We start from the raw sequence: 13,238 nt of genomic DNA, 5'->3' as shown, positions 1-13,238 counted from the left end.
TCGAAGGAGCGATCAGCACATGAGCACACCTTTTCCGTTCACCGCCGTCGTGGGGATGGACGATCTGCGGCTCGCCCTGGTGCTCAACGCGGTCAGCCCGGCGGTCGGCGGTGTTCTCGTACGGGGTGAGAAGGGCACCGCGAAGTCCACGGCCGTCCGTGCCCTGTCCGCGCTGCTGCCCGAGGTGCCGGTCGTCCCCGGCTGCCGGTTCAGCTGCGATCCGGGCGGGCCCGATCCGCACTGCCCCGACGGACCGCACGAGCCGGGCGCGGGGACGGCCAGGCCCGCCCGGATGGTCGAGCTGCCGGTCGGCGCCTCGGAGGACCGGCTCGTCGGCGCGCTGGACATCGAACGCGCGCTGGCGGAGGGCGTGAAGGCGTTCGAGCCGGGGCTGCTCGCGGACGCGCACCGGGGCGTGCTCTACGTCGACGAGGTCAACCTCCTCCACGACCATCTGATCGACCTGCTGCTCGACGCCGCCGCCATGGGCGCCTCGTACGTGGAGCGCGAGGGCGTCTCCGTACGGCACGCCGCGCGCTTCCTGCTCGTCGGGACGATGAACCCCGAGGAGGGCGAGCTTCGGCCGCAGCTCCTGGACCGGTTCGGGCTGACCGTGGAGGTCGCCGCCTCCCGCGAGCCGGAGCTGCGGGTCGAGGTCGTACGGCGACGGCTCGCGTACGACGACGACCCGGCCGCCTTCGCCGCCCGCTGGGCCGGGGAGGAGACCGCCCTGCGGGAGCGGATCGTCGCCGCGCGGGCCCTGCTGCCCGAGGTGCGGCTCGGTGACTCCGTGCTGCTCCAGATCGCCGCGACCTGCGCCGCCTTCGAGGTGGACGGGATGCGCGCGGACCTGGTGATGGCGCGGACGGCGACAGCGCTGGCCGCCTGGGCGGGGCGTACCGACGTACGGGCCGAGGATGTGCGGCAGGCCGCGCTGCTGGCGCTGCCGCACCGCAGGCGGCGCTCCCCGTTCGACGCGCCGGGGCTGGACGAGGACAAGCTCGACGACACGCTGGACGAGTTCAAGGGCGAGGACGAGGGGGACGGCGACGACCCCGGGCCCGACGGCGGTGGCGGCGGAGTGCCCCCGCAGCGCGGCCCCGAGGGCCCCGAGGGCGCCGACGCGCCGGGCGAGTCCGAGGCGCCCACCGACACATCCGCACCGGCGGAACCGGAGCCGCAGCCGCAGGGCCGGCCCTCCGCCGGTGCCGGAGAGCAGTCCGCCGTACGGGCCACCGAGCCGTTCCGTACGAAGATGCTGAGCGTCCCCGGGCTGGGCGAGGGCGCGGCCGGGCGACGCTCCCGGGCCAGGACCGAGCACGGCAGGACGACCGGGTCCCGGCGCCCCCGGGGGACGCTGACCAAGCTGCACCTCGCCGCGACCGTCCAGGCCGCCGCCCCGCACCAGCGGGCGCGCGGGCGCGGCGGGCCGGGGCTGGTGATCCGCAAGGACGATCTGCGGCAGGCGACCCGGGAGGGGCGCGAGGGCAACCTCGTGCTGTTCGTGGTCGACGCGTCCGGTTCGATGGCGGCCAGACAGCGGATGAGCGCGGTGAAGGGCGCGGTGCTCTCGCTGCTGCTGGACGCCTATCAGCGGCGCGACAAGGTCGGGCTGATCACCTTCCGGGGCAAGGACGCCGAGCTGGCGCTGCCGCCGACCTCGTCGGTGGACGCGGCGGCGGCCCGGCTCGAATCCCTGCCGACCGGCGGGCGCACCCCGCTCGCCGCCGGGCTGCTCAAGGCGCACGACGTGCTGCGGGTGGAGCGGATGCGGGACCCCGCGCGTCGGCCGCTGCTGGTCGTGGTGACCGACGGCCGGGCGACCGGAGGCCCCGACCCGGTGGCCCTCGGGGCGCGCGCGGCCCGGCTGCACGCGGCGGACGGGACGGCGTCGGTGGTCGTGGACTGCGAGTCGGGGCCGGTACGGCTCGGGCTCGCCGGGGCGCTCGCGGCCTCGTTGGAGGGCACCGCGATCACCCTCGACGAGCTGCGCGCGGACAGTATCGCGGGGCTGGTCAAGGACGTACAGCAAGGACAACGGGGCCGGCAGGGCCCCCGGACGCACAGTGACGCACGATCCAGGAGGGCCGCCTGATGCCGCAGGGACAGCCGGAGAACGTACCGGACGACGGTCTCACCACCCGCCAGCGCCGCAACCGGCCGCTGGTGCTGGTGCACACCGGCACCGGCAAGGGGAAGTCGACCGCCGCCTTCGGGCTGGCGCTGCGCGCGTGGACGCAGGGGTGGCCGATCGGGGTCTTCCAGTTCGTGAAGTCCGCGAAGTGGAAGGTCGGCGAGGAGCAGGCGCTCAAGGTGCTGGGGGCGAGCGGCGAGGGCGGCACCGTCGCCTGGCACAAGATGGGCGAGGGCTGGTCCTGGGTGCAGCGCGACTCGCAGCTCTCCAACGAGGAGGCGGCGCGCGAGGGCTGGGAGCAGGTCAAGCGGGATCTGGCCGCCGAGACCCACAAGCTGTACGTGCTGGACGAGTTCGCGTACCCGATGCACTGGGGCTGGGTGGACCCCGCCGAGGTCGTCGAGGTGCTCCGGAACCGTCCCGGGACCCAGCATGTCGTGATCACCGGGCGCAACGCGCCGCAGGAGCTGATGGACTTCGCCGATCTCGTCACCGAGATGACCAAGATCAAGCACCCGATGGACGCGGGCCAGAAGGGCCAGAGGGGCATCGAGTGGTGAACATCCCGCGTCTGGTCATCGCCGCGCCCGCCTCCGGGAGCGGCAAGACCACGGTCGCGACGGGTCTGATGGCCGCCTTCTCGGAGCGCGGCCTCGCCGTCTCCCCGCACAAGGTCGGGCCCGACTACATCGACCCGGGCTATCACGCGCTGGCCGTCTCGTCCTCCCGTACGGGCGCGGCGGCCAGGCCGGGCCGGAACCTCGACGCGTACATGTGCGGCCCCGGGCTGATCGGGCCGCTGTTCGCGCACGGCGCGGCGGGCTCGGACCTCGCGGTCGTCGAGGGCGTGATGGGGCTGTACGACGGCGCCTCCGGCCAGGGCGAACTGGCCTCCACCGCGCAGGTGTCCAAGCTGCTGCGGGCGCCGGTGGTGCTGGTCGTGGACGCCTCGTCGCAGTCCCGTTCGGTGGCGGCGCTGGTGCACGGCTTCGCCTCCTGGGACCCGGAGGTACGGATCGGCGGGGTGATCCTGAACAAGGTCGCCACCGACCGGCACGAACGGCTCCTGCGCGAGGCGCTGGACGAGTCCGGGGTGCCCGTCATGGGCGTGCTGCGCCGTACCGAACAGGTCAGCGCGCCCTCCCGCCATCTGGGGCTGGTGCCGGTCGCCGAGCGGCACGCCGACGCGCTCGCGTCGACCCGGGAGCTGGCCGGGCGGGTCCGCGCCGGATGCGACCTGGAGGCGCTGCTGGCGCTGGCCCGCAGCGCCCCGCCGCTGGACACGGTGGCGTGGGAGCCGGCCGTGGAGCCGGTGGCCGGGCGGCCCCGGCCGGTGATCGCGGTGGCGGCGGGATCCGCGTTCACCTTCTCGTACGCGGAGAACACCGAGCTGCTCACCGCCGCGGGCGCGGAGGTCGTCCCCTTCGACCCGCTGCGTGACGAGAAGCTCCCGCAGGGCACGCGCGGGCTGGTGATCGGCGGCGGCTTCCCCGAGGTGTACGCCCCCGAGCTGTCCGCCAACGAGCCGCTGCGCGACGCCGTGGCCGCGCTGGCGCGCTCCGGCGCCCCGGTGGCCGCCGAGTGCGCCGGGCTGCTGTATCTGGCGCGCTCCCTGGACGGCAGGCCGATGTGCGGGGTGCTCGACGCCGACGCGCGCATGTCGGGGCGGCTGACGCTGGGCTACCGGGAGGCCGTGGCGATCGACGACAACGCGCTGGCGGCGGCCGGGACGCGGGTCCGGGGGCACGAGTTCCACCGGACGGTGCTGGAGCCGGGCGCCGGGGAGACCCCCGCGTGGGGGCTGGTCCACCCGGAGCGGCGCGTCGAGGGGTTCGTACGGCGGGGGGTGCACGCCAGCTATCTGCACACGCACTGGGCGGCGGCCCCGGAGATGGCGCGGCGGCTGGTGGAGCGGTGCGCGACATGAGCGCGGCGGCCCGGGGCACGGACAGAGCGCTTCGGGGTACGAAACGGCCGGTGTGCGCGACATGAGCGGGCGGTGAGGAGCCTCGTGCTCCCCGGCCCGGCGCGCCGGCGGTCAGCCGGCGATACCGATCACCAGCCAGATGAAGCACACCCCCAGCACCGTGCAGAGGACCGTGGAGCGCGCCGGGTGGTCGTGGTGCGCCTCGGGGAGGATCTCGGCGGCGGCGAGATAGAGCAGGACGCCGCCGAAGAACCCGAGATAGCTGCCGAGCAGCTCCGCCGGGAGGGTGAACAGCTGGGTGGAGGCGGCGCCGACCACCGGAGCGACCGCGTCCGCGACCAGCATGGCGACCGCCTTGCGCCGGTTGTTGCCGTACAGGCTGGTGAGTGTGTACGTGTTGAAGCCGTCGGCGAAGTCGTGGGCGATGACCGCGAGGGCGACCGCGGTGCCCATGCCGCCGCCGACCTGGAAGGCCGCGCCGAGCGCGATACCGTCCATCAGGCTGTGCCCGACCATGGCGGCGGCCGCGGTGAGCCCGACCTCGGGCACCCGGCCGCTCCCGGTGTCCGCGCCGTGCGGGGTGCCCGCCTGGCGGACGGCGAGGAGACGTTCCACCAGATGGGCGACGAGGAAGCCGCCGACGAACAGCAGCAGCGCCTGCGGCACCCCGAAGACCTCGTCGTCCGCCGCGTGTATCGCCTCCGGCAGCAGGTCGAGTCCGACCACGCCGAGCATCAGCCCACCGGCCAGGCCCAGCACGAGATGGCGACGGTCGGTGACGCGCTGCGCCGTCCACCCGCCGAACAGCGTCATGAGGAACGCGCCGAGCGCGACGAAGACCGCCATGCGCCCCTGCATAGCCGATCCGGCCCGTACCGCGCATGTCAGGAACTGGTCGTGGGGGTCGGCGCCCGCCCCGGCGCCGGAACCGGCGAGGTGCTCGCGCTGATCGGGGAGACCCTGCGGGAGGCGGGGCTCGCGGTGTCCCGGGTGGTGGAGCTGGCGACCGTCGAGTCCGCCGCCGCCCGGCCGGGGATCACCGGCGCCGCCGCGCGGCTCGGGGTTCCCGTACGGGGATATCCGGCCGCCCTGCTGGCGGGGATCGCCGTACCGAACCCGTCCGGGGTGCCGCTGGCCGCCGTGGGGACGCCGTCCGTCGCGGAGGCCGCCGCGCTCGCGCGGGGCGGGCGGCTGCTCGTACCGAAGCGGAAGTCGGCCCCCGGGGACCGGCCGTCGGCGGTCACCTGTGCGGTGGCGTGTAGGGGCCAGTCGGAGTGGAACCGGCACGTGCGGACATGATGTTCCTACCAAGCAGTAGAAAGCACGTCCTACCAGACGGTAGAAAGCACGGAAGAGCCCCGGGACCCCGGTGGCAGGAGAGGAGCCCGGTGACCCGTGTCGTCCAGTCCACCGAGACCATCGGGAGAGCGGGATGCGCGTACGCGTACCCGGCCCCCGGCCGCATAAATGGTGACCGACCAGGTGACAACCATGTCTACGCGCGCTGATCGCCACGATCTTCGCCATCACGGCGACGCGGAGGTGCGCGACGGGACCGCGGGCCTGATCGACCTCGCGGTCAATGTCCGCACCGGTACGCCCCCGGCCTGGCTGCGCGCGCGCATCGCCGACTCGCTGGCCGGGCTGGCCGCCTACCCCGACGGGCGCGCGGCCCGCGCGGCGGTCGCGGAGCGCCACGGGCTGCCGGTGGAGCGGGTGCTGCTGACCGCGGGGGCGGCGGAGGCGTTCGTTCTCCTCGCCCGCGCGCTGCCGGTGCGGCGGCCCGTCGTCGTCCATCCGCAGTTCACCGAGCCCGAGGCGGCCCTGCGGGACGCGGGGCACACAGTGCGGCGGGTGCTGCTCCACGTGGAGGACTGCTTCCGGCTCGATCCGGCGGCGGTGCCCGACGACGCGGACCTGGTGATGGTCGGCAATCCGACCAACCCGACCTCGGTGCTGCATCCGGCCGGGACGATCGCCAAGCTCGCCCGGCCGGGGCGGACGCTGGTGGTCGACGAGGCGTTCATGGACGCGGTGCCGGGCGAGCCCGAGGCGCTGGCGGGGTGTACGGAGCTGCCGGGCCTCGTCGTCCTGCGCAGCCTCACCAAGACCTGGGGGCTCGCGGGCCTGCGGATCGGGTACGTACTGGCCGAGCCCGAAACGGTCGCGCTGCTGGAGCGCGCGCAGCCGCTGTGGCCGGTCTCGACGCCCGCGTTGGCGGCGGCGGAGGCGTGCATGTCGCCCGCCGCGCTGGTGGAGGCGGAGCAGGCCGCGTGCCGGACGGCCGTGGAGCGGGCGCATCTGCTGGCCGGACTGGCGGAGTTCGACGAGGTGCGGGCGGTGGAGACGGCCGAGGGCCCCTTCGTGCTGGTACGGATGGACCGCGCCGATACCGTACGGGCCCGGCTGCGCACCCTGGGGTTCGCGGTCCGCAGGGGGGACACCTTCCCCGGGCTCGGCCCGCAGTGGCTGCGGCTGGCGGTCCGCGACCGGACCACGACCAATCGTTTCCTCCAGGCGCTGGACCAGGCGCTGACGGCGGCCGGGGGCTGAGGACACGCGGCCGCGGCGAGGAGAGCGGCGCTCCGGTGACGGAGCACCGCTCACTTTTCATCCCGGCCGATCAGCTGCTCAGTTGGCGCGCCTGGCCCGGGACCTGGCCAGGAACATCGCGCCGCCGCCCACCGCCAGCAGGGCCGCCGCGCCGCCCACCAGATAGGGCGTCGTGGAGCCGGCCCCGGTCTCCGCGAGATGGGCCTCGACGGGGTCACCGGCGGACTGGGCCTTCAGCTCCCCCGTGGTCCCGGCCTCGCCCCCGCCGCCGCCGGACTGGGCCACGGGCTTCTCGGCGGGCTTCTCGGCCGGCTTGTCCGTACCGGGCCCGCCGTCCACGGGCTTCTCCGGCTCCGGCTGCTCCCCGCCCGGCTGCTCCCCTTCCGGCTTCTCCGGCTGCTCCGCCTCCGGAGTCTTCGGGGACTCACAGGTGGCCCCCGCGAGGGTGACGGTGCCCTCGACCTCGGCGACGTTCAGCTTCAGCGGATTGATGGACACCGCGAGTTCGAGCGCGGCGGCGGCCGCCGTACGGGACGTGGTGTGCGTCTTGGACAGTTCGAGCGAGACCTCGCCCACACCGGGCACCTCGACACGGGTCGTACCGCCCGCCGAGAGCGTGACCTTCTTGCCGAGCACGGTCACCGGACCGAGCAGGTTCGACTCCGCGACCGGCTGCGCGCCCGCCGCGCAGACCGCCTTGGAGGTCACCTCCTGGATCTCGATGAGCGAGAGCAGCGGCAGTCCGGGCACATGCACCGCGGCGTGGGCCAGGTGGGTGTACCCCTCGGCCTTCCGCTCGTCGGCCGTCGCCCTGGCGGTGGCCACGTCGGCGCGGAGCAGGCTGAAGGGCTTGCCCTGGTCGACGCCGTCCAGCTGGGCGCTCAGCGCCGTCTTCGCCGCGCTCTCGGGCGCCTGGACCTCGTTGAGCGCGGCCTTGAGCGGCAGGTTGACGCTCTTGTTGAGCAGGGCCACGTCGAGGCCGACGCTCAGCACGACCGCGCTCGCCCGTCCCCCGCTCTTTCCCCCGCCCGCGCCGTCGGTGGCCTGCGCCGGGGCGGCGAGGAGCACCGGCCCCGCCGTCAGCGTGGCGGCCGCCACGACGGCGGCGCAGCGGCGTGCGGGCATGCGGAAGGTGTTGCTGTTCAAAATGTGGAACCCCCACAGAGATATGGCGTCACCACGCTGCCCACGGGGACACGTGGGCAGCGGCGACTGGGACACCGGAATCCTTACGCACTTAGAGTGAACAAGCGAGCACCTGAAGTGAGTTCACTCTAAAGTGGGGTTTTCGGCGTCATATTCGATTCTTGTGCCACATGAGTTCTGCTCAGTCCCACGGATGGCGGAGCCAGAAGGGCACGAGGGGGGTACGAGCCGGTACGAGGAGCACACCGGGCGTCAACCTGACGCCCCTCCCCCGCATCGCCGACCGGGCAACAGGCCCTCAGCCGACGATCAGCCCGTTCAGCACGATCCGCCGAGGCGCCGCCAGCACCCGTACGTCCGCGCGCGGATCCTCGTCGTACACCACGAGGTCCCCCGGCGCGCCCTCCTCCAGCGCCGGACGGCCCAGCCAGCGCCGCGCGCCCCAGGTGGTCGCGGAGAGGGCGGCGAGCGGCGGGATACCCGCCCTGGTCAGCTCCTCGACCTCGGCGGCGACCAGGCCGTGGGCCAGGCCGCCGCCCGCGTCCGTACCGACGAAGACGGGGACGCCCGCGTCGTAGGCGGCGCGGACGGTGTCGTACCGCCGTTCGTACAGCCGGTTCAGATGCGCGGACCAGCGCGGGAACTTGCTCTGTCCGCCCGCCGCCAGCGCCGGGAAGGTCGCGATGTTGACCAGGGTCGGGACGATCGCGACGCCGCGTTCCGCGAAGAGCGGGATGGTGTCCTCGGTCAGTCCGGTGGCGTGCTCGACACAGTCGATGCCCGCCTCGACCAGGTCGCGCAGGGCCGCCTCCGCGAAGCAGTGCGCCGTGACGCGCGCGCCCAGCCGGTGCGCCTCCGCGATGGCCGCCTCGACCTCGGCGCGCGGCCAGCAGGCGGTCAGATCGCCGACCTCGCGGTCGATCCAGTCGCCGACGAGCTTGACCCAGCCGTCGCCACGCCGGGCCTCCCCGCCGACGTACGCGACGAGGTCGTCCGGCTCGATCTCATGGGCGTAGTTCCGGATGTAGCGGCGGGTACGGGCGATGTGGCGGCCCGCCCTGATGATCTTCGGCAGATCGTCGCGGTCGTCCGTCCAGCGGGTGTCGGCGGGCGATCCGGCGTCCCTGAGCAGCAGGGCCCCGGCCTCCCGGTCGCCGATCGCCTGCTTCTCGGCGGTCGCGGCGTCGACCGCGCCATGGCTGTCGAGGCCGACGTGGCAGTGGGCGTCGACCAGGCCGGGCAGCGCCCAGCCCTCGACCGTACGGACCTCGCGCGCGCCGGCCGGGCGCTCGTAGGTGATCACGCCGTCCACCACCCACAGCTCGTCCCTGACCTCCTCGGGGCCGGCCAGCACCCGCCCCTTCACCCGCAGCACCGTGTGATCGCTCATGGGCAGCACTGTACGAGGCCGTGAGTACCCTCGACCGGGAAGGTTTCCCGAACACCGGTCCGAGCGGACGCCCCTGTCCGCCCGGCCCCACCGAGCGCCCGAAGAGAGCACCGCCATGACACATCCGCTGCTGGACCTGGACCCGCTGAGCGCCGCGCACTTCGCCGCGATCGAGCGCCGGGTCGCCACGCTCCTCGCCACCGAGAACGATGTCGTGATCACCCAGGGCGAGGCCCTGCTGCCGCTGGAGGGCTGTATCCGCGGCGGCGCGGGGCCCGGTTCCACCGCGCTGAACATCGTCACGGGCCCGTACGGGCAGACCTTCGGGAACTGGCTGCGCGACTGCGGCGCGGACGTCGTCGACCTGGCGGTCCCGTTCCACACCGCCGTCACCGCCGAGCAGGTGGAGCGCGCGCTGGCCGAGCGCCCGGCGATCGACTTCGTCTCGCTGGTGCACGCGGAGGCGGCCACCGGCAACACCAACCCGGTCGCGGAGATCGGCGAGGTGGTACGGGCCCATGGCGCCCTGTTCATGCTGGACGCCGTCGCCTCGGTGGCCGCCGAGCCGCTGCTGCCCGACGCCTGGGGCGTCGACCTGTGCGTGATCGGCGCGCAGAAGGCCATGGGCGGGCCCGCCGGGGTCTCGGCCGTGTCGGTGAGCCCGCGCGCCTGGGAGCGGTTCGCGGCCAATCCCCGGGCGCCCCGGCGCTCGTACCTCTCGCTGCTCGACTGGAAGGAGCGCTGGATCGACGCGGGCCGCAGGGCGCTGCCGCACGCCCCCGCGCAGCTGGAGATGCTGGCGCTGGAGGCATGTGTGGAGCGGATCGAGGCGGCGGGCCTGGACACCGTGATCGCCCGGCACGTCGAGGCCGCCGCCGCCACCCGCGCGGGCGCGCTCGCCCTGGGCCTCGGCCTGGAGCCGTTCGTCCACGAGGCGGCGCATGCCGCGCCGGTGGCCACGACGCTCCGTACGCCCGCCGGGATCGACGCCTCCGAGCTGGTGGCGAAGGTGCTGGCGGCCGAGCCCGCGCTGCCGCTGATCGCCGGCGGGGGCGCGCTGGCCTCCGGGATGATCCGGGTCAACCACTACGGGCCGGACGCCACGCCGGACGTGGTGCGGTCCTCGCTGGCGGCGCTGGGTACGGCGCTGCGCTGACGCGTACCTCCACGGATATGTGGGGCCGGCCGTCGGCGGTCGGCCCCACCGAGCGTCAGCCCTCCAGGGCCGGGTAGTCCGTGTAGCCCTTGTCGTCGCCGCCGAAGAAGGTGGCCGGGTCGGCGGTGTTGTACGGGCCGCCGGCCTTCAGCCGGGCCGGCAGGTCCGGGTTGGCGAGGAAGAGGACGCCGAAGGAGACCAGGTCGGCGGTGCCGTCCTCGATGAGCTTCAGCTCGTCGGGGCTGGTGGGGCCCTCGGTCTTGGCGTTGAGGATGAAGGCACCGGTGTACAGCTCGCGCAGGGCGAGCGTGAACTCGCGGTCGTTCTCGATCAGGTGCAGGTAGGCGAGGCCGAGCGGCTCCAGCTCCCGGACGAGCGCGGTGTACGTGGGCTCGGGCTCCGGCTCCTCGGTGCCGAGGAGGCCGACGGCCGGGGAGAGCCGGATGCCGGTGCGCGCGGTGCCGATCTCGGCGACGACGGCGCGGGTCACCTCGACGGCGAAGCGGATCCGGTTCTCGACGGAACCGCCCCACTCGTCGGTGCGCAGGTTGGTGTTGGGCGCCAGGAACTGGTGGATCAGGTAGCCGTTGGCGCCGTGCACCTCGACGCCGTCGAAGCCTGCCTCGATCGCGTTGCGGGCCGCGGAGACGAAGTCCGCGATGGTCTCCCGGATCTCGTCGGCGGTCAGCTCGTGCGGGGTGACGAAGTCCTTGGGACCGTCGTGGAGATAGACCTGACCGGGCGCGGCCACCGCGGAGGCGCCGACCGGGATCAGACCCTCGGGCAGCAGGTCGGGGTGGCCGATCCGGCCGCTGTGCATGAGCTGGGCCACGATCCGGCCGCCCTTGGCGTGCACGGCGTCGGTGACCTTGCGCCAGGCGGCTATCTGCTCCTGGCTGTGCAGGCCGGGGGTGTCGGGGTAGCCCTGGCCGATCACCGAGGGCTGGATCCCCTCGGTCACGATCAGACCGGCGGAGGCGCGCTGCGCGTAGTACTCCACCGTCGAGTCGGTGGGCGAGTTGCCCGGACCGAAGGCACGGCTGCGGGTCATCGGGGCGAGGACGATGCGGTTGGCGAGCTGCGTACCGGAGAGGTCGATCGGATCGAACGCGGTGGTCATGGAAGAAGGGCTCCCTGAGCGAGGTGTGGGCAACAGCCGTACGTGGGCGTCACGAAGACCGGCCGCCCGGTGAGCGACCCGTCAAGTAATTGAACCGTGAACGACTTTAACCCATTCCCCGAACCGCCCGGATAAACTTTTTCCCATGTCCCCGGACGCCCCGGCCAGTTCGGACGCCCCGGCGGTCCCGTCCGTATCGAGCCGAACGGGGAACCACCCGTATGACACCCTCCGCGCCCCCACTCGACCTCGCCGCCCTCTGCGCCCCCGTCCTGGCCCGCCACGGCTGCCCGTCCGTCTCGGTCGCCGTGGCCGAGCGCGGCGAGGTCGTCCTCGCCGGGGCGTACGGTACGGCCGACACCGCCACCGGCCGCCCGGCCACCCCGGACACCGCGTACGCGCTGGCCTCCGTCACCAAGCCGGTGACCGCCACCGCCCTCTGTCTCGCCGCCGACGAAGGCCGAACTCCGGCTGGACGGCGGTGTGTTCACCGCCGACTCCGCCGCCTCCGACCGCTGGGACCTGCTGGCCACGTTCCCCGCGCAACTGCCGACCGCCGACGCCCGGCTCGCCTCCCCGGTGCTGGCGCTCGGGCTGCGCCGGGGCGGTGAGCGGCTGACCGGGGTGGCGCACACGTACAAGAACGGCGAGGGCGGGGGCCGGCTGGGCAACTTCCTCAGCCACCACTGCGTCCTGGACCCCCTTGGTCAGGACCCCGCGAGCACGTCCAGCGCCCGGTCCACGTCGGCGGTGGAGTTGTAGAGGTGGAAGGCGGCCCGCACATAGCCCGCGCGGACCGACAGATACACCCCGGCCCGCCGCAGATCGTCCTGCCGGTGCGTCAGCCCCGGTACGGAGACGATCGCGGACCCACCGGGCGTCGGCACGGGCCGGTGGCCGAGCGCGACGAGCCCGTCCCGGAAGCGGGCGGCCAGCGCGGTGTCATGGGCGTGGATCGTCCCGACGCCGATCTCCTCGACGAGCGCGAGGGAGCGTTCGGCCCCGTGGTACGAGAGGAAGGCCGGCGCCTCGTCGAAGCGGCGGGCCGAGCGGGCCAGGTGCTCGACGGGCCCGTAGTTGGCCGCGAAGGGGTCCTCGGCCGCCATCCAGCCCGCGTACACCGGGACGAGGGACTCCTGCGCCTCCTCGGTCACGGTGAGGAAGGACGTACCGCGCGGGCACATCAGGAACTTGAACGCGCCGGTGACGGTGTAGTCGTACGCCCCCGCGTCCAGCGGCAGCCAGCCCGCCGACTGGCTCGCGTCCACCAGCGTCCGGGCGCCGTGCGCCGCCGCCGCGGCCCGTACGGCGGCCAGATCCGCGAGCCGCCCGTCCACGGACTGTACGGCGGAGACCGCCACCAGCGCGGTGTCCGGCCGGACCGCCCCGGCCAGCTCCGCCAGCGGCGCGTACCGCACCCGGAGATCGCCCCGGACCGCGAAGGGGCTGACCAGCGAGCTGAACTCCCCCTCGGCCAGCAGCACTTCGGCGCCGGACGGCAGCGAAGCGGCGATCAGCCCGACATGTACGGAGACCGAACAGCCCAGCGCGACCCGCTCGGCGGCCACCCCGGCCAGCCGCCCGAAGGCGGCGCGCGCGGCGGCCAGCGAGTCGAAGCTCCCCGCCCCGTCCCCGCGCCGCCCGGTCGCGTTCGCCTCGGCCAGCGCCTGGACGGCGGTGACGGCCCGCCGGGGCAGCAGACCGCAGCTGGAGGTGTTCAGATAGGTCGAATCGGGCGCGAACTCGGCGTCTCCCAGGGGTTCCATACGCCCACCCTGGAACCCCTGGCCCCCTTGGTCAATCACGCGTGGG

12 protein-coding genes and 1 pseudogene are annotated in these 13,238 nt (G+C 74.0%); 8 read left to right on the top strand and 5 right to left on the bottom strand.

The features are described from left to right. The first annotated feature begins 19 nt into the window (after positions 1-19). The 3 genes from ACIP8W_RS12460 to ACIP8W_RS12450 are packed head-to-tail and all read left to right on the top strand — an operon-like array spanning position 20 to position 4,061. On the top strand, positions 20-2,095 hold the full coding sequence (locus tag ACIP8W_RS12460; protein WP_401949099.1) for a putative cobaltochelatase: 2,076 nt from the start codon (positions 20-22) through the stop codon (positions 2,093-2,095). After that, positions 2,095-2,694, top strand: coding sequence for a cob(I)yrinic acid a,c-diamide adenosyltransferase (gene cobO / locus ACIP8W_RS12455; protein WP_401949097.1), 600 nt, complete (start codon positions 2,095-2,097; stop codon positions 2,692-2,694). The genes ACIP8W_RS12460 and cobO overlap by 1 nt, the downstream gene beginning before the upstream one ends. After that, positions 2,688-4,061, top strand: coding sequence for a cobyrinate a,c-diamide synthase (locus tag ACIP8W_RS12450; protein WP_401949094.1), 1,374 nt, complete (start codon positions 2,688-2,690; stop codon positions 4,059-4,061). The genes cobO and ACIP8W_RS12450 overlap by 7 nt, the downstream gene beginning before the upstream one ends. Positions 4,062-4,172: 111 nt before the next feature. On the opposite strand, the gene ACIP8W_RS12445 is transcribed toward ACIP8W_RS12450, so the two are convergent. Then, entirely contained in the window at positions 4,173-4,907 is a 735-nt protein-coding gene (locus tag ACIP8W_RS12445; protein ID WP_401949092.1) for a ZIP family metal transporter, read from the bottom strand. Positions 4,908-4,958: 51 nt separating this feature from the next. Between ACIP8W_RS12445 and ACIP8W_RS12440 the strand changes: the two genes are divergently transcribed. Both ACIP8W_RS12440 and cobC read left to right on the top strand, forming a co-directional pair. Then, complete coding sequence (locus tag ACIP8W_RS12440) at positions 4,959-5,360, top strand: cobalamin biosynthesis protein (protein ID WP_401949089.1); 402 nt, start codon at positions 4,959-4,961, stop codon at positions 5,358-5,360. A 168-nt stretch (positions 5,361-5,528) separates the two neighbouring features. Then, entirely contained in the window at positions 5,529-6,614 is a 1,086-nt protein-coding gene (cobC, locus tag ACIP8W_RS12435; protein ID WP_402202871.1) for an Rv2231c family pyridoxal phosphate-dependent protein CobC, read from the top strand. 78 nt (positions 6,615-6,692) lie between these two features. Here the strand turns inward: cobC and ACIP8W_RS12430 are convergent, their stop codons facing one another. Continuing rightward, a complete protein-coding gene (locus ACIP8W_RS12430) occupies positions 6,693-7,760 on the bottom strand; it encodes an SCO1860 family LAETG-anchored protein (RefSeq protein ID WP_402202869.1) in 1,068 nt (355 codons plus the stop codon). A gap of 298 nt (positions 7,761-8,058) precedes the next feature. Continuing rightward, positions 8,059-9,150, bottom strand: a complete 1,092-nt coding sequence (locus ACIP8W_RS12425; RefSeq protein WP_401949081.1) for an amidohydrolase family protein — start codon at positions 9,148-9,150, stop codon at positions 8,059-8,061. Positions 9,151-9,265: 115 nt separating this feature from the next. Between ACIP8W_RS12425 and ACIP8W_RS12420 the strand changes: the two genes are divergently transcribed. Continuing rightward, positions 9,266-10,306, top strand: coding sequence for a pyridoxal-phosphate-dependent aminotransferase family protein (locus ACIP8W_RS12420; protein ID WP_401949078.1), 1,041 nt, complete (start codon positions 9,266-9,268; stop codon positions 10,304-10,306). A gap of 55 nt (positions 10,307-10,361) precedes the next feature. On the opposite strand, the gene ACIP8W_RS12415 is transcribed toward ACIP8W_RS12420, so the two are convergent. Beyond that, the gene (locus ACIP8W_RS12415) at positions 10,362-11,426 is read right to left on the bottom strand and encodes an alkene reductase (RefSeq protein ID WP_401949076.1); all 1,065 of its coding nucleotides are present in this window, start codon (positions 11,424-11,426) and stop codon (positions 10,362-10,364) included. 221 nt (positions 11,427-11,647) lie between these two features. Here ACIP8W_RS12415 and ACIP8W_RS12410 point away from each other — a divergent pair. Together ACIP8W_RS12410 and ACIP8W_RS12405 are read left to right on the top strand one after the other, a co-directional pair. Then, positions 11,648-11,878: pseudogene (locus ACIP8W_RS12410) on the top strand (serine hydrolase); the annotation flags it as partial. A gap of 31 nt (positions 11,879-11,909) precedes the next feature. Beyond that, complete coding sequence (locus ACIP8W_RS12405) at positions 11,910-12,188, top strand: hypothetical protein (protein ID WP_402202911.1); 279 nt, start codon at positions 11,910-11,912, stop codon at positions 12,186-12,188. Here ACIP8W_RS12405 and ACIP8W_RS12400 read toward each other — a convergent pair. Further along, positions 12,134-13,192 (bottom strand): aminotransferase class V-fold PLP-dependent enzyme, encoded by a 1,059-nt coding sequence (locus ACIP8W_RS12400; protein WP_402151136.1) that lies wholly within the window; start codon positions 13,190-13,192, stop codon positions 12,134-12,136. The two genes, ACIP8W_RS12405 and ACIP8W_RS12400, sit on opposite strands and share 55 nt — an antisense overlap. Positions 13,193-13,238 lie beyond the last annotated feature (46 nt).

This window comes from Streptomyces sp. NPDC088554 (assembly GCF_044752945.1).
Taxonomy (GTDB): domain Bacteria; phylum Actinomycetota; class Actinomycetes; order Streptomycetales; family Streptomycetaceae; genus Streptomyces.
The sequence above is the reverse complement of the archived record's forward strand: the minus strand, read 5'-3'. Positions and strand labels throughout refer to the sequence as shown.